Here is a 22724-nt window from a genome sequence, read left to right as displayed (position 1 = left end):
CGGCGGGGTGAGATCCGCGCCCACCATCCTCCACCTGGACATGGACGCCTTCTACGCCTCGGCGGAGCAGGCGGCCAAACCGAGCCTGCGCGGCAAGGCGGTCGTGGTGGGCGGCCTGGGCCCCCGGGGCGTGGTCGCCACCGCCTCGTACGAGGCCCGGCGGCTGGGCGTGCACTCGGCGATGCCCACCGCGCAGGCCCGGCGGCTCGCCCCGAACGCGGCCTACCTGGTGCCCCGCTTCTCCCTGTACCGCACGGCGAGCGAGCAGGTGATGGGGCTCCTGGGGCGGCTGTCGCCCCTGGTGGAGCCGTTGAGCCTGGACGAGGCGTTCGTGGACCTGGAGGCGGGCGGCACGGCGGACGACGCGTCCTCGGCCCGTGCGGCGGGGGAGGAGCTGCGGGCGGCCATCCGGGCCGTGACCGGGCTCAGCGGCTCCGTCGGACTCGCGGGCTCCAAGATGCTCGCCAAGATCGCCTCTGAGCGGGCCAAGCCGGACGGTCTCGTCCTCATCGAGCCGGGCACCGAGCGCGAGCTGCTCGCCCCTCTCTCCGTCCGGGTCCTGCCGGGGGTGGGGCCGGCCACCGGCGACCACCTGCGGCGCGCCGGCATGACCACCGTCCACGACCTGGCCGAGGCCGGCGAGGCGGAGCTGGTACGGCTGGTCGGCAAGGCCCACGGCCACGGGCTCCACCGGATGGCTCTGGGGCTCGACGACCGGCCGGTGGTCGCCGAGCGGGACGCCAAGTCCGTATCGGTGGAGGACACCTTCGACGTGGACCTGCACGACCGGGTGAGGGTGCGGGCCGAGGTGGAGCGGCTGGCCGTCCGGTGCGTGGAGCGGCTGCGGGCCGCCGCCCGGTCGGGCCGCACGGTGGTCCTGAAGGTGCGCCGCTACGACTTCTCCACCCTGACCCGCTCCGAGACGCTCCGAGGGCCCACGGACGACCCCACGGTGGTCCGCGAGGCGGCCGGACGCCTGCTGGAGTCCGTGGACACCACCGGGGGCGTACGGCTCCTGGGGGTCGGTGTCACGGGGCTGGCCGACTTCACCCAGGAGGACCTGTTCGCCCAGGCGGCAGACGCCCGCGAGCTCGCCCGGCGGGCCCTGGAGGACCGGGCGCGGGCGGTGGAGGGCGACGGGAGGGAGAGCGCGCCGGAGCCCGTCCCCGAGGACCCCGAGCCGCTCGCCGCGCGGGGCTGGGCCGCCGGGCACGACGTGCACCACGAGGAGCACGGGCACGGCTGGGTGCAGGGCAGCGGGGTCGGCCGGGTCACCGTCCGGTTCGAGCAGCCGTGGAGCGCACCCGGCCGCGTGCTCACCTTCCGCGTCGACGACCCGCTGCTGCGCCCGGCCGACCCGCTGCCGCTCGTCCGCGAGCCGCCCGACTACTCCTCCTGGCCCGCCAGCCTGCCGAAGTCCCGGTCGGAACCGGACTCGGCGGGCGGCGGGACGTCCAGTCCGTAGTGGCGGTAGAGCTGCAACTCCTGCTCGGGCGAGAGGTGCCGGCCGACGCCGAAGTCCGGCGCGCCCTTGATCAGCGCCCGGTCGAAGGGGACGCGCAACGCGTCCTCGACGAATTCGCTGGGCTCCAGCGGGACGAAGGCGTCCCTGCTGAACAGTCCGGTGCGCACGGCCGCCCATTCGGGCACGCCCGTCGCGTCGTCGAGATAGACCTCATCCACCGTTCCGATCTTGGCGCCCTTGCGATCGAACGCCTTGCGGCCGATCAGGCGGCGCGGATCGATATCGGTCTGCACGGTGCCTCCCACTGGTCGCGGCTGGTCAGGGTGGTCTGCCTTGCCCCACCAGCACCACAGAAGTGCAGATCCGCGGTGTCGGCCACTCGAGAGCTCCGGCGCGGGGGCCGCTGGTAGGCTGACGGTGGCTGCTGACCCCGTGCGGGAGAGTCCTCCGGTGCGGAATCCGGAGGCGCCGAAGGAGCAAATCCTCCCCGGAATCTCTCAGGCACCCGTACCGCACGGACGAGGTCACTCTGGAAAGCAGGGCGATGCCGTGCGGGCGCAGGCCCACGCGGACTCGACCCTCACCGACGGTGAAAGTCGGCATGCCTTCGGGCGGGCCGGTGAAGCTCTCAGGTTGAGATGACAGAGGGGGAGGCCGTCCGGGCACTCGCGCCGCGGTGCCCCTCGCAGGTCGTGGCAGACCAGGAGGCCTCCATCATGACCCCCCGTCGCACTCCGCTCTCCCAGCTGGAGCAGGGCATTCCGTTCGAGCAGCGCCACATAGGGCCGGACGCCGAGGCCCAGGCGAAGATGCTCGCCCAGGTCGGGTACGGCTCCCTCGACGAGCTGACCGCCGCCGCGGTGCCCGACGTGATCAAGAGCGCCGAGGCCCTGAACCTTCCGTCGGCGCGCACCGAGGCGGAGGTCCTGGCCGAGCTGCGCGCGCTGGCCGACCGCAACAAGGTGCTGGCCCCGATGATCGGCCTCGGCTACTACGGCACCTTCACGCCTCCCGTGATCCTGCGCAACGTCATGGAGAACCCGGCGTGGTACACGGCCTACACGCCGTACCAGCCGGAGATCTCCCAGGGCCGCCTGGAGGCCCTGCTCAACTTCCAGACGATGGTCGCCGAGCTGACCGGGCTGCCCACCTCCGGCGCCTCCCTGCTCGACGAGGGCACCGCGGCCGCCGAGGCGATGGCCCTGGCCCGGCGCGTGGGCAAGGTGAAGAAGGGCGTCTTCCTGGTCGACGCCGACACGCTGCCCCAGACCGTCGCGGTCATCGAGACCCGGGCCGAGCCGACCGGCGTCGAGGTCGTCGTCGCCGACCTGAGCGACGGCATCCCCGCCGAGATCGCCGAGCGCGGCGTCTTCGGCGTCCTGCTCCAGTACCCGGGCGCCTCCGGCGCCGTCCGGGCCATCGGGCCCGTCATCGAGCAGGCCCACGAGCTGGGCGCGATCGTCACCGTCGCCGCCGACCTGCTGGCCCTCACGCTGCTCACCTCGCCCGGCGCGCTCGGCGCGGACATCGCGGTCGGCACCACCCAGCGCTTCGGCGTCCCGATGGGCTTCGGCGGCCCGCACGCCGGCTTCATGGCGGTCCGCGAGAAGTTCGCCCGCTCCCTGCCCGGCCGCCTCGTCGGCGTCTCCGTCGACGCGGACGGCGACAAGGCGTACCGCCTGGCCCTCCAGACCCGCGAGCAGCACATCCGCCGGGAGAAGGCCACCAGCAACATCTGCACGGCGCAGGTGCTCCTCGCCGTGATGGCCGGGATGTACGCGGTCTACCACGGGCCCGACGGGCTGCGGACGATCGCCCGGCGCACCCACCGCTACGCCGCGATCCTGGCCGACGGCCTGCGCGGCTCCGGGGCCGAGGTCGTGCACGACGCGTTCTTCGACACCCTGACCGTCCGGGCGCCCGGCAAGGCCGCCGGCATCGTCGCGGAGGCCCGGGAGCGCGGGGTCAACCTCCGCCTCGTCGACGCCGACCACGTCTCCATCGCCTGCGACGAGACCACCACCCGCGCGCAGCTCTCCGCCGTCTGGGCGGCCTTCGGAGCCGAGGGCGACGTCGAGGCGCTGGACGCCGCGGTCGCGGACGCGCTGCCGGAGGCGCTGCTGCGCACGGACGACTTCCTGACCCACCCGGTCTTCCACCAGCACCGCTCCGAGACCGCGATGCTGCGCTACCTGCGCAAGCTGGCCGACCGCGACTACGCGCTGGACCGCGGCATGATCCCGCTCGGCTCCTGCACCATGAAGCTGAACGCGACCGCCGAGATGGAGTCGATCACCTGGCCCGAGTTCGGCGCGCTGCACCCCTTCGCCCCGGCCGAGCAGGCGCAGGGCTTCCTCACCCTCATCCGCGAGCTGGAGGAGCGCCTGGCGGAGGTCACCGGTTACGACGCGGTGTCCATCCAGCCCAACGCCGGCTCCCAGGGCGAGTTCGCGGGGCTGCTCGCCGTCCGGGCGTACCACCGGGCCAACGGCGACGACCAGCGCACCGTCTGCCTGATCCCGTCCTCGGCGCACGGCACCAACGCCGCCAGCGCCGTCATGGCGGGCATGAAGGTCGTCGTGGTGAAGACCGCGGACGACGGCGAGGTCGACGTCGCGGACCTGCGGGCCAAGATCGAGCAGTACCGCGACGAGCTGGCCGTGCTCATGATCACCTACCCGTCCACGCACGGGGTGTTCGAGGAGCACGTCGCGGACATCTGCGGCGAGGTCCACGACGCGGGCGGCCAGGTCTACGTCGACGGCGCCAACCTCAACGCGCTGGTCGGGCTGGCCAAGCCCGGCAAGTTCGGCGGCGACGTCTCGCACCTGAACCTGCACAAGACCTTCTGCATCCCGCACGGCGGCGGCGGCCCCGGCGTCGGCCCGGTCGGCGTCCGCGCGCACCTCGCGCCGTACCTTCCCAACCACCCCCTCCAGCCCGGCGCGGGCCCGGAGACCGGTGTGGGCCCGATCTCGGCGGCTCCGTGGGGCTCGGCGGGCATCCTGCCGATCTCGTGGGCGTACGTCCGTCTGATGGGCGGCGAGGGCCTCAAGCGGGCCACGCAGGTCGCGGTGCTGGCCGCCAACTACATCGCCAAGCGCCTGGAGCCGCACTACCCGATCCTCTACACCGGCCCGGCCGGTCTGGTCGCGCACGAGTGCATCGTGGATCTGCGCCCGATCTCGAAGGCGACCGGCGTCTCCATCGACGACGTGGCCAAGCGCCTGATCGACTACGGCTTCCACTCGCCGACCATGTCGTTCCCGGTGGCCGGCACGCTGATGATCGAGCCGACGGAGAGCGAGGACCTCGCGGAGCTCGACCGGTTCTGCGACACCATGATCGCGATCCGCGCCGAGATCGAGAAGGTCGCGTCGGGGGAGTGGAGCGCGGACGACAACCCGCTCGCCAACGCCCCGCACACCGCCGCCGCGCTCGGCGGCGACTGGGAGCACGGCTACAGCCGCGAGGAGGCCGTCTTCCCGGCCGGGGTCTCCGCCGCGGACAAGTACTGGCCGCCGGTCCGCCGGATCGACGGGGCCTTCGGCGACCGGAACCTGGTCTGCTCCTGCCCGCCGCTGGACGCGTACGACGCCTGAGAAAGCCTGTCGTGAGGCGTGTGCCGTGAGCGCGGTGCACGCCGGACACGCGTCGGGGCCGGTGCGGAGCTCTCTCCGGGCCGGCCCCTTCTCCGTACGGCTGTTCTCAGGCGGCCTTCACCAGCGGCCGGTGCGGAGCGATGATCTGCCCGTTCGGCAGCAACTCGCCGGTGTCCTCGAAGAGCAGGACGCCGTTGCACAGAAGGCTCCAGCCCTGTTCGGGATGGTGGGCCGTCAGGCGGGCGGCCTCCCGGTCGGGTGAGTCGGCGGTGGGGCAGGGTGGCTGGTGCTGGCACATGGATGCGTTCTTTCGCTGCGTCGAGTCGAGTGTCCTGCGGCTGGATGAGGTGTTCATGCCGCCCCCGTATCAGTCGGTCCGGTCCCAGTGTTGCCCTACGGGGAAGAATCCGCAGGGATTTCGCTGCAGCACCCGTACTCCTCCCTTGACGCATCACCCGGGCGGACGGTTCACCGCAACTGCACTGTCCCTTTGGGTGGTTCGGGGTGGCCGGAAGGGGCTAGTCCGAGTGGGGAGCGCGCGGCCCCCGCGGAGCCCGTGCCCTCCCCCCGGCGTGCGGGGGCGGCGTGGGCGCGGCGGGGGCCGGTGTGGCGGGCGGCGGTCAGGCCGATCTCAGGAGCGGCCCGGGGGCCACCCGCATCGAGAGGACGGGCAGCAGATCGGCGACCCGGTGCGGGCGGTGCGCGGCGATGCCCGGCGGGGCCGGCGCCAGGGGCACCAGGACGTCCGCCGGTGCGAGCAGCCCCCCGGCGGGATCGGCCTCGGTGTCCCCGTGCAGCCAGAGGGCGATCATGTACAGCTCCGGGATGGACAGCAGCCGCGCCTGGCAGGCCGTGGCGGACGCTTCCGCCTGCCGGACGGCCAGCTCGGTCGAGGCGAGGTAGGGGCCCTCGAAGAAGTGCGAGAACGTCCAGCCGTCGGGGGTGAGGACGGTGTCCGCCGCGGCGACCGGGCGGCCCTCGCTCCGGATCAGGAAGCGCCAGGCCGCGAGACGGGTCAGGGGCGCCGTCCGGTCGGCGGTGATCCGGCCCAGCACATGCACGGGGAGCGGGAGTTCGGGGCTCAGCGGTCCCTGGACGGACCGGAGAGCGGGGGTTCGGGCCTCGCGGACGGCTGTGGGGGAACCGAGGGCCGCGAGAACGCTGCGCAGGGCGGGCGCGGGGGCCGGGGGAACATGCAGCGGCATGATGGGTCGCCTCTCACTTCGGAGACACGGTGGCGCTTGGGCGGGTGCAGACGACATTGTCGGCATGCGAAGGGGCCGGAACGGGCCGGTGACGGGCGAGTCGTAGCAGCTCTCTGCCTCGTTGAGCGGAGTTTATATGACACTTGTTCACACAGTGTTTCCGCTAGCAGTCGGGGATATGTCGCACAAGGCGCCATCCCGCCTTCAGAACGCGTTATTCCTCACGGTTTGGCACCCGGTATCCGACGCCGACCTGGCGTTCTTCCGGCAACGCGGTAGGCCAGAACTCGCCGCTGTTTTCGGCGTGCATACCCCGGCGGTAAAGTCCGCGCGCCACATGCCCGAGGAATGTGCCTCCGGTCTCCTTCGACCAGACTATCGGGTATCGGAGGCCGGTGGGGACGTTACGGATCACTCCCGCTGGGCATTATCGATCGTGATACGAGCGGCCTGGCCCGCGGGCCGCCCACTGGAGGAGGGACCCCTCGATGGGGGAGAAGGTCGTGGCGGGAGCCGTTGACCTGTCCGATCGGCAGGCATACCGCGCCAAGCTCAACCAGTGCCTGGAGGGGCTGGACAGACTCCTGGCGGAGCGGAGGTTCGACCGTCCGCGGAACCTGATGGGGCTGGAGATAGAGCTGAATCTGGCGGGTTCCGACGGGATGCCCAGAATGATGAACCAGCAAGTGCTCCAACGCATCGCGAGCCGCGATTTCCAGACCGAACTGGGCATGTTCAACCTCGAAGTGAATATCGTTCCGCACCGCCTCGGCGGCCGGGTATTCGATCAGCTCTCGGAGGAGTTGCGCACCGGTCTCGCCTATGCGCACCGCAAGGCGGGGGAGGTGGACGCGGGGATCGTGATGATCGGAATCCTGCCCACCCTGGGGGAGCACGACGTGGTGTCCGCCAACCTCTCCGACGTGGACCGCTACACCTTGCTCAACGACCAAATGGCGGCCGCCCGGGGGGAGGATTTCCTCCTGGACATCGAAGGCACCGAGCGGTTGGTCTGCACCTCGCCCTCGATCGCTCCGGAGGCGGCCTGCACCTCGGTCCAGCTCCATCTCCAGGTGACGCCGGACCGGTTCGCCGACGTGTGGAACGCCGCCCAGGCGGTCACCGGCGTCCAGATCGCGCTGGGCGCCAACGCCCCGTTCCTCTTCGGCAAGGAGCTGTGGCGGGAGTCCCGCCCGCCCCTGTTCCAGCAGGCCACCGACGTACGCCCGCCGGAGCTGGCCAATCAGGGGGTGCGGCCCAGGACCTGGTTCGGGGAGCGTTGGATCACCTCCGCCCACGAGCTGTTCGAGGAGAACCTGCGCTACTTCCCGCCGCTGCTGCCGATCTGCGACGACGAGGACCCGCTGAAGGTGCTGGACGAGGGCGGGGTGCCCGGGCTGGCCGAACTGGTACTGCACAACGGCACGGTCTACCGCTGGAACCGCCCCGTGTACGGAATCGCCGACGGCGTCCCCCACCTGCGGGTGGAGAACCGCGTCCTGCCCGCCGGGCCGACGGTCACCGACGTGATCGCCAACGCCGCGTTCTACTACGGGCTGGTGCGGGCCCTCGCGGAGGAATCCCGGCCGGTGTGGAGCCGGTTGCCGTTCGAGGCGGCCGAGGAGAACTTCACCGAGGCGTGCCGCTACGGCATCGAGGCCGAGATGCTCTGGCCCCGTTCCGGCCGTTCCGGCGGGCTGGCCAGGATCCCCGCCGTACAGCTGGTGCTGGAAGAACTGCTGCCGCTGGCCGCCGCGGGGCTGGACGCCTGGCACATCGAGCCCGCCGACCGGGACCGCTACCTCGGGGTGATCGAGGAGCGGTGCAAGCGACGCGTCAACGGAGCCTCCTGGCAGGTGGCCACGTACCGCCGTGCCCTGGACGCCGGGCTCCGGCGGGAGGCGGCACTCGCGGCCACCACCCGCCGCTACGCCGAGCTGATGCACGCCGGGGAGCCGGTCCACACCTGGCCGGTGGGCTTCCCCGCGCCCTGAGGGAGGCGGGCGCCGTACGGAGGGGGCGACGGTTCCGGGTGTCCGGGTCTGTCGCCCCCTGCGCCATGCGGTGCGGAGGCGCGGGGTCGTGGGGCAGGCGCTTCGGGGCCGTCACTCCCGCGGCGCGGGGCGGCGCTGGGCGGGGCTGTGCCGAGGGGCCCTGGCCGCTCCTGGCCCGCGCGGCCGTTCCGGCCCGCCGTCGTGATCGCCCGCAGGATCCCGCCCGGATCTCCGCCGGGACGCTCACCTCGTAACCGTCGCCACCGGCGGCCCGGACGCTCCCGGCGACCTCGTCGCGGTCCGCGTCCGGGACCCGGGTGGTCCCCGCCTCCTTCCGCGGCGCGGCTGTCGGGCAAGCTAGGACGTCCCATGGCGGTGGCGCCCCCCGAGGCCGGAACAAGGAAACGGGGGCCCCGGCCACCCGCGGTGGTGGTCTTCCCCGGGTCTGTCGCGCATGATCTCCGTACGTGCATGCGAGACCCCGGCGGGGCGGCCGATGGGATGAGACGCGATTGCCGAGCAAAGGGCAGGTGTGCAGGTGGAGTCCGGGCGCGTGGCTGATTCTTTTCCCCAAGAGGCCGTGTCACGAAGGGCTTTGCGGTCCGAGACGGTGTTGGTCCTGGCGCTCTCCCTGGGCGCCAGCGGGGTGTCCGCCCTCATCAGTTTCGTCGGATCGCTGACGAAGCCGGGCGGACTGAAGGACCAGGCGGCGACGCTCAACGGCTCGTACGCCCCGGACCGTCCCTGGCTTGATCTGGCATGGCAGATGTTCGGGATCGCGACGGCCCTGGTACCGGTGGCCCTGGTGGCGCACCTGCTGCTCCGGGAGGGGGCGAGCCTGCGGACGATCGGATTCGACCGTGCCGAGCCCTGGTTCGACCTGGGCCGCGGAACCCTGGTCGCGGCCGGCATCGGCAGCGCGGGCCTCGCCTTCTACCTCGTCGCCCGCGCCACCGGGTTCAATCTGACGGTCGTGCCCGAGTCCTTGCCCGAGGTCTGGTGGAAGTTCCCCGTACTGATCCTCTCGGCGATCCAGAACTCCGTGGTGGAGGAGGTCATCGTCGTCGGGTACCTGCTGCGCAGGCTCGGGCAGTTGGGCTGGACCCCGATGGCCGCCCTGGCAGCGAGTTCCGTGCTGCGCGGGTCGTACCACCTGTACCAGGGCATCGGCGGTTTCATCGGCAACGTCGTGATGGGCGTCGTCTTCGTGCTGCTCTACCGGCGCTGGGGCCGGGTGGGCCCGCTCGTCGTCGCGCACGCGCTCCTGGACATCGGGGCGTTCGTCGGTTACGCCCTGCTCGCGGGCCGGGTCGACTGGCTGCCGACGCCCTGAGGCTTTCGGCCCCGTCGGGGCGGTGAGAGGGTGCGCCGGGGGTTCGGCGCACCCCGACGGCCCGTCAGAGCGCGGTGAGCAGTTCGCCGTCGATCACCGTGACCGCCGTGCCGGTCAGCAGGGTGCGCTCGCCGCGCAGCGCGGTGCGGACCAGTCCCGAACGGGCGGACGCCTGGAGGCCGGTGAGGTCGTCGCGGCCGAGGCGGGCCGACCAGAAGGGCGCCAGCGCCGTGTGGGCGCTGCCGGTGACCGGGTCCTCGTCGATGCCGACGCCCGGGAAGAAGCCGCGCGAGACGTAGTCGTAGCCACGGGCGGGGTCCTCTGCCACGGCGGTGGCGATGACACCGCGCCGGGAGTGGGCCACCAGGGCGGCGAAGTCCGGGGCGAGCCCCCGTACGGTCGCCTCGTCCCGCAACTCCACGAGCAGGTCGCCGATGTGCTCGCCGGTGCCGTGCACCGAGACGGGGTCCGCCCCGAGGGCGTCCGCGAGGCCGCCCGGCACCGGCTCCTCGGTCAGCGGGGAGGTGGGGAAGTCCAGGGTGAGCCCGCCGTCCGGGTCGGCGGTCGCGGTCAGGATCCCGCAGCGCGCGGCGAACCGGACGGTCCCCGCGGACCGGCCCGTGGTGTGCAGGACGTGGGCGGTGGCGAGGGTGGCGTGACCGCACATGTCCACCTCGGCAGCCGGGGTGAACCAGCGCAGCGCCCAGTCGGCTCCGCCGCCGGGCGGCAGGGGGTGGGCGAAGGCCGTCTCGGAGAGGTTGACCTCGGCGGCGATCTCCTGCAGGCGTTCGGCCGCCGGGAACCCCTCGCTCTCCAGCAGGAGCACACCGGCGGGGTTTCCGGCGAAGGGGCGGTCGGTGAACGCGTCGACGATACGAATCCTCATGGGGCGACCGTAGGGCGTCGGAGCGAGGACGGACCAAGGCCAATTCCGGGCGCCTGGCCTCTGCCCGGTCCCCGGGCGGCGCGCGTCGGCTCCCGCCACCGGCCGGACGGCACGGCGGGGTCCGCCCGGCGCGCGGCCCGCGGGTGGAGGGAGTGGAGGGGGCGCACGGGAGTTCCAGGGGCCGCCGGACGCGAACCGCTACCCGGGTGCGCACGGAGCGCACCCGGGCAGCGGGCGGGGAGGCGCGTCACGCGACGGCGGTGCCCTCCAACTCGACCAGCAGGCCGGGAACCGCCAGGCGCGTCACTCCGAGCATGGTGCTGGCCGGCGCCGCCCCGGCCGCGGCCAACCGCCCCGCCAGCACGCCGTAGTGCTGGAGGAGCAGATCGACGTCGGTCGTGCAGACGGTGAGCCGGACGAGGTCGGCGAGCGACATGCCGGCCTCGCTCAGCACGGCCTCCAGGTTGTCGACGCCGAGCGACAGCTGGGCCGCCATGTCGCCCTCGTGCTGCGGCTCGCCGGCATCGTTCGTCGCGGTCTGCCCCGCGACGTACAGGGTCCGGGTCTGCCCGGAGACGAGTTCGCCCTGGTTGAAGCCCAGGGCCGCCGACCAGGTCACCGGGTTGACGGCCGTTCGTTCCATTGCCACTTCGGCTCCATTCGATTCGCTTCGCGGATGCGCACGGACGCCCCTTCCGCTCGTCGGCGAGGCGGCCGTCGGCCGGCCTCGCCACGGTGCGGGACGCTGCGCCGTCGTGCGCTGTCGTGGGAGGGAGCCTTCCAACTATTCATGACACCCTTGGTCATGTATTTCGCTACGGTTCCCGCATGCGCGCCGATCGGCTGGTCTCGTTGGTCCTGCTGTTGCGTCAGCGCGGCCGGCTGACCGCCGACGCCCTGGCCCAGGAGTTGGAGGTCTCCACCCGCACCGTGCTGCGCGACATCGAGGCGCTGTCGGCGGCCGGTGTACCGGTCTACGCCGAACGCGGCCGGCACGGCGGGTTCGCGCTGCTGCCCGGCTTCCGGACCGAACTCACCGGGCTGAACCACGACGAGGCCCTCGCCCTGCTGGCCACCGGATCGGGGCGCGGGGAGCAGGTGCTCGGCCTCGGGTCCGCGCTCGCCTCCGCCCTGCGGAAGGTGGTCGACGCCCTTCCCGAGAGCCACCGGACCACGGCGAGCGACGCCGCCCAGCGGTTCCTCGTCGATCCGGAGACCGACCTGCTCGCACGCCGCGCGGTCGTCGAGGAGGTGGCCGGCGCGACGATGGCCGCGGTCCGCCGCGCCGTACTCTCCGGGCGCAAGCTGCGCATCCACTACGCGGCCGCGGACCAGGCGCCGCGGTGGCGCACGGTGGACCCGATCGGACTGGTCACCGTACGGGACCGGGGGTACCTGCTGGCCACGCGTTCCGGTGAGGACCGCACCTACCGGCTGTCGCGTGTGCTGGCCGCCGAGGAACTGCCCGAAGCGGCACAGCGGCCCAACCGGGTCGACCTGGACCGGATCTGGCGGGAACGCTCCGCGCGGTTCCTGTCCGGCGGCGCCCACCTCACCGTGCGGGTGCGGGTGAACCCGGTGCGCCGGGAAGAGCTGCTGGGCACCGTGCTGGCCGTCCGCGCGGACGACCCCGGCCCCGGCGCGGACGGCTGGTCGCGGCTGGAGGTCGCTTTCCAGGACGCCCGGCACGCCGAGTGGGCGCTGTGGCAACTCGGCCCGGACGCGGAAGCGCTGGCCCCGGCCTCCCTGCGCCGCGCCCTCCACGACCGCGCCACCAGCGTCGCGGCCCGCTACGCGGACCCGGGCTGAGAGCTGCTCCGGCCCGTCGTCCCCTCCCGGTTCACACGGGCCCGCTCCGACCGTCGCCGACGGCCCTCCGCACGCCCGGGGACGGCGCCGAACGCGCGAGCCGGAACCCCACGTCGTCGACCTGGAAAGCCGGGTGGCTGCGGCGCCGCGCGGAGGCCCGGCAACTCCAGTGCTCGTCGAACCACCCACCGCCGCGGAGCACCCGGTAACCGCCGTAGACCTCGGCGTCGTAGACGTCCCAGCACCAGTCCCAGACATTGCCGAGCATGTCGTGGAGCCCCCACGCGTTGGGGCGTCTGCCGCCCACCTCGTGGATGCGCTCGTTCGAGTTGCCCCGGTACCAGGCGATCTCGTCCAGCTCCCCGTAGCGCGGACCGTCCGTACCGGCACGGCAGGCGTGCTCCCACTCGGCCTCGGTCGGCAGCCGGTAGCCATCGGCGGACGCGTCCCAGTCGATCTCTTCGGCCCCGGCGCGGAAGCGGTACGCGGGCGTCAGGCCGGTCTGCTCGGACAGGGCGTTGCAGAACCGCGCCGCGTCCCACCAGGAGACGCCCTCGACGGGCAGCCGGTCCCCGTGCCCGGTGCTCGGCCGCAGGCCGGTGACCTCCGCGTACAGCGCCTGGGTGACCGGGGTCGCCGCGAGCCGGTAGGGCGCGAGCTCGACCGTCCACCTGCGCTGCGTCCGCCGGTCCGACAGCGTCACCCGTCCCGGCGGGACGGCGATCATCTCGTTCCCCGTCATCATGTCCATGAACAGGAGAGCCTAGCGAGCCTCCCGGTCGGGACGCCGTCGGCCTCTGCCGGGCCGGCGGGCGGCGCGGGAGACGGAACCGCCGCCCCGGCACTCCCTGCTGGCGGCGCGTCAGATCTGCTGGGGCTCCTGCCGGGCCTGTCGGGTCCGCCAGATCACCGCGGCGTCGAAGCGGTCCGACGCGCGGGGGTGCGGGCCGTCGTCGTGGCAGTGGAAGGCCGTCCAGAAGAGGTCGGCGGGCAGGGCGTCGGGGGGCGCGTACACGCGGTAGACGTACTGCAGCCCGTCCTCGGCGAGCAGAGCGACCATCCAGAACACCCGTTCGTCCCCTCCCTCCGCTTCCCGGCGCCGCCGCCGTCCGCGCTGTGGCGTGAGGGACGTGCGCGCGGGGGCCGGCGGTTGCCCGGCCCGGCGCACAAAGCAAGGCGGCGCGCGCCCCCGGCCTTCACGGACGTCCCCTGCGGCCCGATCTCATCCGCAAGGATGAGGGATCGCACCGGCGTCCCCAACTTCGGTGGGATGTCCCATGGGCCGCTCCGGCGATGTCTTCCGGGTGGAGGACTGATCGGATAGAGGTGTGCAAAACCGGACGCCGCACCTGCCCTGGCAGCCCGCACCGAACCACGCCGAGTTCGATGCCCGCTCCACCGACGCACTGGCGTCGGCGCTGTCGGCCGCGCGCCGACGCGCGCTGCGCGACGGGGACCGGCAGATCGACACCGCCCACCTCCTGCACTCGCTGATCGAGACGGACCCCGACGTCCGCGAGGCGTTCGACGGCGGGCCCCGCCTGGCCAAGGTCCTCGGCTATCTCGTCCAGCGCAGCATCGGCTACGGGCTCCGCTGGCAGGGATCGGTCGAGGACTCCGGGGCCGTGCCGGTAGTGCGCGACCCGGCGACGGACGGCTGGTCGCCCTCGGCCCGGGCCGCGATGGAGGACGCGCGGTACCGGGCGGCTTCGCGCGGCGAAACCCGCGCCGCCGGCCTCGACCTGCTCGCCGCCCTGGCAGCCGACGCCGAGTCGCGCGCGGTGGAGGTGCTCTCCCGCGCGGGCGTGGAGGCGCGGTGGCTGTCGGAGCGGGCGGCCGCCCTCGCCGCCGAGGTGTCACGGCCCGTCTGAGCCGCCCCCGGGACCTTCCCTCGTGCCGCTCCCTCCCGTCGCGCCGGCCCCTTTCCCGGTGCCGGTTCCTCCCGTCGCGCCGGGGCGCTTCCGCCGCCGGGGGCCGCCTGCTCGCGGTGGAGGTGTGGATCTCCCGGCGCGCCGGGCCGAGGGCGCCGTCTCGACAGGTGTCACGGGGATGACGGTGCTGTCCGCTGCTGCCATGATGTCCCGATGCACGCGTCTTCGGGAGTTCAGGGCAGAAGCGCCGGGCTGGGCCTCGCCCTGGTCTCGGCCGTGGCGTTCGGCGGTTCGGGAGTGGCGGCCAAGCCGCTGATCGAGGCGGGGCTCGACCCGTTGCACGTGGTCTGGCTGCGCGTCGCGGGCGCCGCCCTCGTCATGCTCCCGGTCGCGTGGCGCCACCGGAGCCTCGTACGGGAACGTCCCGCCCTCCTCGCCGGGTTCGGCCTGTTCGCCGTGGCCGGGGTGCAGGCCTTCTACTTCGCCTCGATCTCCCGTATCCCGGTCGGCGTGGCGCTCCTGGTCGAGTATCTGGCGCCCGCCCTGGTCCTCGGCTGGGTCCGCTTCGTGCAGCGCAGGCCCGTCACCCGGGCCGCCGCGGTCGGAGTGGTGCTGGCGGTCGGCGGCCTCGCCTGCGTCGTCGAGGTCTGGGCCGGGCTCAGCTTCGATCTTCTCGGGCTGCTGCTGGCCCTCGGGGCGGCCTGCTGCCAGGTGGGCTACTTCGTCCTGTCCGCCCACGGCGGCGGACAGGACGGCCCGGACGCGGCGGAGAAGGCCGAACCGCCGCACCCCGTCGGCGTCATCGCGTACGGACTGATCGTCGGCGCGGTCGTCCTCACCGTCGTCGCCCGCCCCTGGGGCATGGACTGGTCCCTGCTCGGGGGCAGCGCGGACATGGACGGAAGCGAGGTCCCCGCCTGGCTGCTGCTCGGCTGGATCGTGCTGCTCGCCACCGTGCTCGCGTACCTCACCGGGGTCGTCTCGGTCCGGCTGCTCTCGCCCCAGGTGGCCGGGGTCGTCGCCTGCCTGGAGGCGGTCATCGCCACCGGGCTGGCGTGGGTGCTCCTCGGCGAACACCTCTCCGCGCCGCAGCTCGTCGGCGGGTTCACCGTGCTGGTCGGTGCGTTCATCGCCCAGTCCTCCGCGCCGAAGCCCTCGGCGGGCCCGGTCGCGGCCGGGGCCGGAACCGGCGTGCCGGCCGAGCCCGCCGAAGGCGAGTTGTCCGGCGGCCGGGCCCCGCATTAGTGTTCCGGCCATGCATCTGACCGTGCTGCCGCCGCCTGCCGCCTAGCGCGGGCGGCCACTCCAGACGAGGACCGGGCTCGGGCAGTCCCCGAGCGGTTCGTCGCTGCCCGCGTGCGGAGCCGAGCGACCCACCACCCCGTCCTCCTTCGGAGAAGTCACATGTCCTTTCCTGCCGCATCCGCGCTGCCCGTCGGGCGGAGCCTGCTGTACCTCGTCGTCGCCGGAGTCGCCTGGGGCACCGCCGGCGCGGCCGCGTCCCTGGTCTTCCGGGCCAGCGACCTCGGCCCCCTCGCCCTCTCGTTCTGGCGCTGCGCCGGGGGCCTCGTCCTGCTCGCCCCGGTGCTCGCCCTGCGCCCGCGCCGCGCGCCCCGGGAGCCCGAGCCCCGGCGTCGCCGGCTGATCCGCATCCTCGGCACCGGCATCGGTCTCACCGTGTTCCAGAGCGCCTACTTCGCCGCCGTCGAGACCACCGGCCTCGCCGTCGGCACCGTCGTCACGCTCGGCGCCGGACCCGTACTGATCGCCGTGGGAGCCCGCCTTCTGCTGGGCGAACGCCTCGGGCGAGGGGGGCTGGCCGCCGTGACCGGCGCGCTGACCGGCCTCGTCGTGCTGGTCCTGGGCGGCGAGGGCGGCGACGTCGTGCCCGCCGGGGTGCTGCTCGCGCTGCTGTCCGCCGCCGGGTACGCGGCGATCACGCTGCTCACCCGGTGGCTCGGGCGGGACGGCGGCGGCGGTGACGCGCTGGCCACCAGCGCCTGGGCGTTCGGCATCGGGGCGGTGGGGCTGCTGCCCATGGCCGCGGCCGAGGGGCTGGTACCGCACACCGCCGAGACCGGGCAGGTGCTGGGGCTCATGGTGTACGTGGCGGCGGTGCCCACGGCGCTCGCCTACGCGCTGTACTTCGCCGGAGCCGCCGCCGTCCGCTCCGCCACCGTCTCCGTGATCATGCTGCTGGAACCGGTGAGCGCGGCCCTCATCGCGGTGACCGTCCTGGAGGAGCGGCTGACGGCCGCCACGGTCCTGGGCACGCTGCTCCTGCTGACGGCGGTGGCCGGACTGGCGTTCGCGGAGGCGCGCGGCGCCGCGGTCGCCCGTCGGGAGGCGTCCATGGCGGTCTGACGGCGCCCGCCCTGTGCGCCCCGCCCTCTCCGACGGCGGGGCGGGCCCCGCCCCTCGCGGCGCCGGACGGCGTCGCCGTGCCTCCGGGCCGTCGCGACGGCCCGGAGGCGGTCGTGGCCCCGCCCGCGGCCCCGTCGTGCTCCGTCAGAGCGCTGCCAGATAATCCGGTACGCCGACGGCCGGGTCCAGGTCGTCCGCCGGTACCGGCGCCGCGTAGCCCCGGGTGAGCGGCACGATGCCGGTCCAGTGGGGGAGGGCGCCGTCCTCGGGCTCGTCGTTGGGGCCGCCGGTGCGGACCTTGGCGGAGACCTCGTCCAGGTCCAGCCGGATCACCGCCGTCGCGGCGAGCTCCTTGGCGTTGGCGGGCCGGGAGTCGCGGGAGCGGCCCGGCACCACCTGGTCCACGATCGCGTCCAGGGCGAGCCGCCGCTCCTCGGGGTCGGTCACCGGGACGGCCGTGCCGTGCACCACCACCGAGCGGTAGTTCATCGAGTGGTGGAAGGCGGAGCGGGCCAGGACGAGGGCGTCGACGTGGGTGACCGTCAGGCAGACCGGCAGCCCGGGAGCGGCACTCCTCGCCGAGCGCAGCGGTCGCGAGCCCGTCGAACCGTGGACGTACAGCCGCTCGCCGATCCGGCCGAAGAGGGTCGGCAGGACGACCGGCGCGCCGTCGCGTACGAAGCCCAGGTGGCAGAGGTACGCCTCGTCGAGGATCGAGTGGACCAACGCGCGGTCGTAGGAGGCGCGCTCCTTGGAGCGGGTGGGGACGGTGCGGTCGGTGGGGAGGTAGGGGGCCGCGACGCCCGGGTCCGGGGTGGCGGACTCCGCCCCCGGCCTGTCGGGGGCCGTGCCTTCGGGCGGTGAGGTGTGCCGCATTGCGGTCTCCCTTGTACTAGTGCATAATAATGTTTGTGCTAGGAGAGTATCGGATCAGTGGGCGGCGTGCATCGGAGATTGCCGCGAGCGTCGAGCGCGGGGTCGGTTCCGGTGACCTCCCGCCGGGCCATGTGCTGCCCCCCATGCGGGAGTTGGCCGCTCGGCTGGAGGTCAACCCCAACACGGTGGCGGCCGCCTACCGGACGCTGCGCGAACGCGGGGTGATCGAGACGGCGGGCCGCCGGGGAAGCCGGATCCGGCCCGCCCCGGCCAGTACGACGCGCGGCTCCCTGCGGGTCGAGGCGCCGCCCGGCGTGCGGGACCTGGGGGAGGGCAACCCCGATCCGGCGCTGCTGCCCGACCTCGGGCCGCCGCTCGCCGCCGCGGCCGCCGCCGACGCGGAGAGCCGCGGGTTGTACGGGCAGGCCCCGGTGGTCGCGGAGTTCGCCGCGTACGCCCGGGCGGCGATGGACGCCGACGGAGTGCCCGACGGGCCGGTCGCCGTGGCCTCCGGCGCCCTCGACGCGATCGAGCGGGTGCTCGCGGCGCACCTGCGGCCCGGCGACGCGGTGGCGGTGGAGGACCCCGGCTGGGGCGGCATGCTCGACCTCGTACCGGCGCTCGGGCTGCGTCCCGTGCCGGTCGGGGTGGACGACTTCGGCCCCCTGGTCGCGGATGTGGAGCGGGCGCTGCGGGCCGGGGCGCGGGCCCTGGTCGTCACCGACCGGGCGCAGAACCCGACCGGTGCGTCGCTGGACGCGCGGCGCGCCCGGGAGTTGCGCGCGGTCCTCGCCCGCCGCCCGGACGTGCTGCTGATCGAGGACGACCACGGGCACGCCATCGTCGACCTGCCGCTGCACCCGCTGGCCGGGGTGACGGCCCACTGGGCGTTCGTCCGCTCGGCGGCCAAGGCGTACGGGCCCGACCTGCGGGTCGCCACGCTCACCGGGGATCCCGTCACGGTCGACCGGGTGGCGGGGCGGCAGCGGCTGGGGCCCGGGTGGGTGAGCCGCCTGCTCCAGCGTGCCGTGCTCCATCTGTGGACCTCCGACGCCGTCGACACCCGGGCGGTGGCCCGTTCCTACGGCGAGCGCCGGGACGCCCTCGTCCACGCCCTCGCCGAGCGCGGCGTGGCGGCGCGCGGGCGCAGCGGGATGAACGTCTGGGTGCCCGTGAGCGACGAGACGGGGGCCGTCGCCCGGCTGCTCCACGCCGGTTGGGCGGCGGCCCCGGGCGCCCGCTTCCGGCTGGAAACGCCCCCGGCGGTGCGGCTCACCGTCTCCCCGCTGGCCGCGGCCGACATCGGCCCGCTGGCGGACGCGGTGGCGGACGCGGCGGGACCGGCCCGGCCGGTCAGCTTCGGCTGAGGCGGGCGGGGCCGGTCTCCGGGCGGTCGGTGTGAGGACCGGGCGGAGCGGCGGGGGCGGCCGGTGGGGTGGGCGGCAGGGCCGCCGCAGAACCGGAACCGGCACCGGAACCGGCACCAGGACCGGCATCTGGACCGGCGCCAGGGTCAGGGCCGGGTTCCGGGGCGGTGTCGGCGGCGCGGGCGCGGCTCTGGGTGAGGGCCGCGCCGACGAGGACGATCAGCGCCCCGACCGGCGTGTTCCAGCTCAGCTGCTCACCGAGCAGCGCGACGCCCGCCGCCGTCGCGATCACGGGGATGAAGTAGGTGACCAGCTGGGCCGTCGTCGGGCCGACCTCCTGGACCAGGCCGTACTGGAGCAGCACCGCGAGACCCGTGCCCAGGGCCCCCAGCGCGAGGACGGAGAGCGTCGGGAGAACGGGGAAGGAGGTGGGCGCGGAGGTGAACAGGGGCGTTACCACGGCCAGTTGCACCGTACCGAGCAGGAGCTGGCTGCCCGTCAGCGCCAGCGTCGACGATCCCGTCCCGGCCAGGGTGCGGCGGACGTAGATCCAGCCGACCGGGTAGCAGAACGAGGCGAGCAGCGCCATGCCCGTACCTCGCAGGTCCAGGCCCGAGAAGCCCTGCCAGGCGCCCAGCACCGTGAGAACGCCGAGGAAGCCGATGCCGAGTCCGGCCACCCGGCGGCGGGTCGGGCGGTCCTCCGAGAGGGCGACTGCCGAGAGCGCCATGCCCCACAGCGGTGAGGTCGCGTTGCAGATCCCGGCCAGGGTCGAGGGGATGGTCAGCTCGGCGTAGGAGAAGAGGGAGAACGGCACCGCGTTGAGGAGGAGGGCGGCGACCGCGAGGCGCCCCCAGGTCCGGGCCGAGCGCGGCAGCCGTTCCCGGCGCACCGCCATGGCCGCGACCAGGACCGCCGTACCGGCCAGGAGCCGGCCGAAGGTGACCTGGAACGGGGCGTACCCCTCGGTCCCGACCTTGATCAGCAGAAAGCTGAACCCCCAGATGAGGGAGAGCGCCGCGAACCGGACCCGCCAGTCCAGGGCCGGTCGCCGCACGGGTGGCGGTGCCGACGTGGTCGGCGTGGCGGGCGGGACGGGGCCGGCCGACCCGGACGGTACGGGCGGGGGAGGGGCGGACGCCGGGGCCGCCGGCTCGCAGGGAACGCTCATGGGGTCCACCCTGGCGAAGACGTCCTCGTAGAACAAGCGAATGTTTCTGCGTCTCTTCGCGTAGCATCGCTTACATGTTGAATCTGGAGCGGCTGCGTACCCTGGACGCCCTGGCCCGGCACGGCTCGGTGACCGGGGCGGCCGACGGACTGCACGTCACGACGTCGGCGGTCTCCCAGCAGATGGCCAAGCTGGAACGGGAGGTGGGGCAGCGGCTGCTCGCCAGGAACGGCCGCGGCGTCCGCCTCACCGACGCCGGACGGCTGCTCGCGGACCACGCCGCCCGGATCCTGTCGCAGGTGGAGCTGGCCCAGTCCGACATCGAGGCCCAACGGGGCGAGGTCGTCGGGGAGGTACGGCTCTGCGCCTTCCCGACGGCGGCACGGGGGCTGTTCCCCGCCGCGCTCACCTCCCTGCGCGCCAACCACCCCGAACTTGCCGTCCGCACCCAGGAGTTGGAGCCCGAGCAGGGGCTGCGCGCCGTGCAGCGCGGGGACGTCGATCTGGCCGTCGTGCTCGACTGGAGCAACAAGCGGCTGCCCGTGCCCGGGGGGCTGACGAAGGTCGAACTCCTGGACGACGCGCCGGACATCGCCATGCCGGTCGGGCACCCCCTGGCGGACCGCGACGCGGTGGAGCTGGAGGACTTCGCGGACGACCCGTGGGTGTCCTGGCCGGAGGGCGAATTCTGCTACGAATGGCTGGTGTTCACGCTGCGCTCCCGCGGCATCGAACCGCGCATCGCCCATCTGGCGGGCGAACACCACACCCAACTCGCCCTGATCGCAGCCGGGTTCGGCGTCTGCGTGGCACCACGGCTGGGGCGCGGCCCGGTCCCCGACGGGGTGCGGCTGGTGCCGGTACGGCAGACGATGCGGCGGCACGTCCACGCCGTCTGGCGCACGGACGCGGACCGCCGCCCCTCGGTCCGGGCGGCGGTGGAGGCGCTGCGTGGAGCCGGTGCGGGCGTCACGGCCGCCGGAGGATGAGCCGCGTGGATCCGGCCGGCCGCGCCGGCTCCGCGCGCTGAGACCGTACGCACAGGGCGTCGAGGGCGGGCTCCGGCACGTACGGTGGAGGGCCCCGTGCGCCGACCGCTCCGTGCGCCGACCGTCCTGCGCGTCGGCCGTCCCGCCTGCCCGGCCGGATTCCGCCGTCGCCCGCACGGCCCTGGTCGGCCCGCCCCCGAGGCGGTGGTCGAGAATTCGGGAATGGACGTCCCCGCGCTGCTGGAAGCCGCTTCCCTGCTGGTCCCCGAGAAGATCGCCACGGAGAACGACATCACGGTGAACGATGTCTGGGAGTACCTCGTTCACGACGAGTGGGAAGTGGCTCTCGGTCTGCTGGAGGAGTTCGGGGACGTCGGGCCGCTTCCGCTCGGCTTCTGGGAGGCCCTGGCCGCCGCGGCCGAACAGATGGGACAGGAGGCGAGCGCCGCCTGGTGCCACTGGCGCTGCTTCGAAAACCGGCACGGGACGATCCGGGTCGACCTCGCCCTCCGCCCCGCCGCCGAAACGCGACGCAGGACGCCGATCCCCGGCCGCGGCGTCCTGCGGCCGATGTGGGACATCGGCAACCGGCGGGAGGGCGGCGGACCGGCTCTCGACATCGCCTGCCTGTGGGTGGAGTTCACGCCGTTCCTGGAACCCGGCGGCCGGGCTCCGGTACGGCTCGCGCCCCTGGACCCCGCGCGGTGGCGGCGCCTTCGGCCCGGCCAGGTCATCACCCTGTACGAGGACCGGACCGCGGCGGGGACGGCAGTCGTCCTGGAGGTCGCGCCGCCCTCGGGCGCGTGACCCGGGGGCGACGACCCGGTTCGGGGACGAGCCGCCGGGAGGCCCGGCCCGCCGACGGCGGATCGGCCGCACGGAGCGGGAGGGGGCCCGCCGCCTCAGGGTTTCCTGGCGACCGCCCCGTACATGGCGATGTCCCGGCCGTCGACGCCGTCCTGCTCCGGTCCGGGGCGCCAGGCGTGCACCTGGGCGACCCCGGGCTCCTGCAACTCCAGCCCGTCGAAGAACGAGGTGGCGGTGGGCAGGTCGCGCAGCGCCATGGGCATGTCCTGCTGCCGGTACTCCTCCGCCACCCGGCCCACCTCCTCGGGCGCGAAGTCCCCGGTGCCGATGGTCATCGCCAGGTAGCTGCCGGAGGGCAGCGGCTCCAGCAGGCGCTGGACCAGACGCCGGTCGTCCGGCGGCAGGATGAAGTGCATGATGCCGATCACCATGAGGCCCACCGGCCGGTCCAGGTCGATGAGTTCGCGGAACTCGGGGCTCTCCAGGATGGCGTCGGGATCGTGCATGTTCGCGTCCACATAGGCGGTGGCGCCCTCCGGCGAACTCTCCAGCAGGGCTCGGGCGTGCGCGAGGACGATGGGGTCGTTGTCGACGTAGACCACGTGCGACTCCGGCGCCACCTCCTGCACGATCTCGTGCAGGTTCGGTGAGGTCGGCAGGCCGGTCCCGACGTCGAGGAACTGGCGGACGCCCCGCTCCTCCGCCAGGTAGCGGGCGGCCCGGTGCATGAACCGGCGGTTCTCCAGCATGTGGACGGGCAGCGCGGGCCAGTGCCGGACCATGGCGTCGCCCGCTTCCACGTCCGCGGGGTAGTGGTCCTTGCCGCCCAGGATGTAGTCGTACACCCGGGCGGAGTGGGCCCGTGAGCTGGCGAGGCCGCTCTGGCGTCGGTTCGGCGTGTTCATGCGGAGCCTCTTTCGTCCGAGGACGGCTTTCTCGACGGTATAGAGGGGCTGTACCGGGCGCAAACGAGGGGGTCCGGGAT

21 protein-coding genes and 1 riboswitch are annotated in these 22724 nt (G+C 73.8%); of the genes, 11 read left to right on the top strand and 10 right to left on the bottom strand.

Features of this window, described 5'->3' with window-relative positions; genetic code table 11:
• The first annotated feature begins 7 nt into the window (after positions 1-7).
• Positions 8-1465, top strand: coding sequence for a DNA polymerase IV (locus ACH4K1_RS31790; protein ID WP_398093000.1), 1458 nt, complete (start codon positions 8-10; stop codon positions 1463-1465).
• Here the strand turns inward: ACH4K1_RS31790 and ACH4K1_RS31785 are convergent.
• The gene (locus ACH4K1_RS31785) at positions 1387-1758 is read right to left on the bottom strand and encodes a PRC-barrel domain-containing protein (RefSeq protein ID WP_398092999.1); all 372 of its coding nucleotides are present in this window, start codon (positions 1756-1758) and stop codon (positions 1387-1389) included. The two genes, ACH4K1_RS31790 and ACH4K1_RS31785, sit on opposite strands and share 79 nt — an antisense overlap.
• Before the next feature lie 132 nt (positions 1759-1890).
• A riboswitch (glycine riboswitch) is annotated at positions 1891-1988 on the top strand.
• A gap of 193 nt (positions 1989-2181) precedes the next feature.
• Between ACH4K1_RS31785 and gcvP the strand changes: the two genes are divergently transcribed.
• Entirely contained in the window at positions 2182-5067 is a 2886-nt protein-coding gene (gcvP, locus tag ACH4K1_RS31780; protein WP_398092998.1) for an aminomethyl-transferring glycine dehydrogenase, read from the top strand.
• A 106-nt stretch (positions 5068-5173) separates the two neighbouring features.
• Here the strand turns inward: gcvP and ACH4K1_RS31775 are convergent, their stop codons facing one another.
• Together ACH4K1_RS31775 and ACH4K1_RS31770 are read right to left on the bottom strand one after the other, a co-directional pair.
• Positions 5174-5365: a DUF5999 family protein gene (locus ACH4K1_RS31775; protein ID WP_228992381.1), complete on the bottom strand. Its 192-nt coding sequence runs from the start codon at positions 5363-5365 to the stop codon at positions 5174-5176.
• Between the two features lie 322 nt (positions 5366-5687).
• Positions 5688-6272 carry a hypothetical protein gene (locus ACH4K1_RS31770; RefSeq protein ID WP_398092997.1) on the bottom strand — a complete coding sequence of 195 codons (585 nt, stop codon included), beginning with the start codon at positions 6270-6272 and terminating at the stop codon, positions 5688-5690.
• A gap of 488 nt (positions 6273-6760) precedes the next feature.
• Between ACH4K1_RS31770 and ACH4K1_RS31765 the strand changes: the two genes are divergently transcribed.
• Positions 6761-8266: a glutamate--cysteine ligase gene (locus tag ACH4K1_RS31765; RefSeq protein ID WP_398092996.1), complete on the top strand. Its 1506-nt coding sequence runs from the start codon at positions 6761-6763 to the stop codon at positions 8264-8266.
• A 532-nt stretch (positions 8267-8798) separates the two neighbouring features.
• Complete coding sequence (locus ACH4K1_RS31760; RefSeq protein ID WP_398092995.1) at positions 8799-9599, top strand: CPBP family intramembrane glutamic endopeptidase; 801 nt, start codon at positions 8799-8801, stop codon at positions 9597-9599.
• Positions 9600-9663: 64 nt separating this feature from the next.
• Here the strand turns inward: ACH4K1_RS31760 and ACH4K1_RS31755 are convergent, their stop codons facing one another.
• Together ACH4K1_RS31755 and ACH4K1_RS31750 are read right to left on the bottom strand one after the other, a co-directional pair.
• Positions 9664-10485 (bottom strand): PhzF family phenazine biosynthesis protein, encoded by an 822-nt coding sequence (locus ACH4K1_RS31755; RefSeq protein WP_398092994.1) that lies wholly within the window; start codon positions 10483-10485, stop codon positions 9664-9666.
• A gap of 247 nt (positions 10486-10732) precedes the next feature.
• Positions 10733-11128, bottom strand: coding sequence for a RidA family protein (locus tag ACH4K1_RS31750; protein ID WP_398093005.1), 396 nt, complete (start codon positions 11126-11128; stop codon positions 10733-10735).
• Positions 11129-11313: 185 nt separating this feature from the next.
• Here ACH4K1_RS31750 and ACH4K1_RS31745 point away from each other — a divergent pair, with 185 nt between their 5' ends.
• The gene (locus tag ACH4K1_RS31745) at positions 11314-12294 is read left to right on the top strand and encodes a helix-turn-helix transcriptional regulator (RefSeq protein WP_398092993.1); all 981 of its coding nucleotides are present in this window, start codon (positions 11314-11316) and stop codon (positions 12292-12294) included.
• 31 nt (positions 12295-12325) lie between these two features.
• Here the strand turns inward: ACH4K1_RS31745 and ACH4K1_RS31740 are convergent, their stop codons facing one another.
• Both ACH4K1_RS31740 and ACH4K1_RS31735 read right to left on the bottom strand, forming a co-directional pair.
• A complete protein-coding gene (locus tag ACH4K1_RS31740) occupies positions 12326-13045 on the bottom strand; it encodes a formylglycine-generating enzyme family protein (RefSeq protein WP_398092992.1) in 720 nt (239 codons plus the stop codon).
• A 111-nt stretch (positions 13046-13156) separates the two neighbouring features.
• On the bottom strand, positions 13157-13363 hold the full coding sequence (locus tag ACH4K1_RS31735; protein ID WP_398092991.1) for a hypothetical protein: 207 nt from the start codon (positions 13361-13363) through the stop codon (positions 13157-13159).
• A gap of 259 nt (positions 13364-13622) precedes the next feature.
• Here ACH4K1_RS31735 and ACH4K1_RS31730 point away from each other — a divergent pair, with 259 nt between their 5' ends.
• From ACH4K1_RS31730 to ACH4K1_RS31720, 3 genes are all read left to right on the top strand, one after another.
• On the top strand, positions 13623-14165 hold the full coding sequence (locus tag ACH4K1_RS31730; protein ID WP_398092990.1) for a Clp protease N-terminal domain-containing protein: 543 nt from the start codon (positions 13623-13625) through the stop codon (positions 14163-14165).
• A 213-nt stretch (positions 14166-14378) separates the two neighbouring features.
• Entirely contained in the window at positions 14379-15410 is a 1032-nt protein-coding gene (locus ACH4K1_RS31725; RefSeq protein ID WP_398092989.1) for an EamA family transporter, read from the top strand.
• A 159-nt stretch (positions 15411-15569) separates the two neighbouring features.
• A complete protein-coding gene (locus tag ACH4K1_RS31720; RefSeq protein ID WP_398092988.1) occupies positions 15570-16529 on the top strand; it encodes a DMT family transporter in 960 nt (319 codons plus the stop codon).
• A 144-nt stretch (positions 16530-16673) separates the two neighbouring features.
• Here the strand turns inward: ACH4K1_RS31720 and ACH4K1_RS31715 are convergent, their stop codons facing one another.
• Positions 16674-17405 carry a pyridoxamine 5'-phosphate oxidase family protein gene (locus ACH4K1_RS31715; protein ID WP_398092987.1) on the bottom strand — a complete coding sequence of 244 codons (732 nt, stop codon included), beginning with the start codon at positions 17403-17405 and terminating at the stop codon, positions 16674-16676.
• 35 nt (positions 17406-17440) lie between these two features.
• On the opposite strand from ACH4K1_RS31715, the gene ACH4K1_RS31710 reads away from it, so the two are divergent.
• On the top strand, positions 17441-18772 hold the full coding sequence (locus ACH4K1_RS31710; protein ID WP_398092986.1) for an aminotransferase class I/II-fold pyridoxal phosphate-dependent enzyme: 1332 nt from the start codon (positions 17441-17443) through the stop codon (positions 18770-18772).
• Here the strand turns inward: ACH4K1_RS31710 and ACH4K1_RS31705 are convergent.
• On the bottom strand, positions 18759-19943 hold the full coding sequence (locus ACH4K1_RS31705) for a DMT family transporter (RefSeq protein WP_398092985.1): 1185 nt from the start codon (positions 19941-19943) through the stop codon (positions 18759-18761). The genes ACH4K1_RS31710 and ACH4K1_RS31705 overlap by 14 nt on opposite strands.
• A gap of 74 nt (positions 19944-20017) precedes the next feature.
• Here ACH4K1_RS31705 and ACH4K1_RS31700 point away from each other — a divergent pair, with 74 nt between their 5' ends.
• A complete protein-coding gene (locus ACH4K1_RS31700; RefSeq protein ID WP_398092984.1) occupies positions 20018-20932 on the top strand; it encodes a LysR family transcriptional regulator in 915 nt (304 codons plus the stop codon).
• 222 nt (positions 20933-21154) lie between these two features.
• Entirely contained in the window at positions 21155-21739 is a 585-nt protein-coding gene (locus ACH4K1_RS31695; protein ID WP_398092983.1) for a hypothetical protein, read from the top strand.
• 95 nt (positions 21740-21834) lie between these two features.
• Here the strand turns inward: ACH4K1_RS31695 and ACH4K1_RS31690 are convergent, their stop codons facing one another.
• Positions 21835-22644, bottom strand: coding sequence for an SAM-dependent methyltransferase (locus ACH4K1_RS31690; protein WP_398092982.1), 810 nt, complete (start codon positions 22642-22644; stop codon positions 21835-21837).
• Positions 22645-22724: the final 80 nt, after the last annotated feature.

It is taken from the genome of Streptomyces sp. NPDC017448 (assembly GCF_044330565.1).
In the GTDB taxonomy this organism is placed as follows: Bacteria; Actinomycetota; Actinomycetes; order Streptomycetales; family Streptomycetaceae; genus Streptomyces.
The sequence above is the reverse complement of the archived record's forward strand: the minus strand, read 5'-3'. Positions and strand labels throughout refer to the sequence as shown.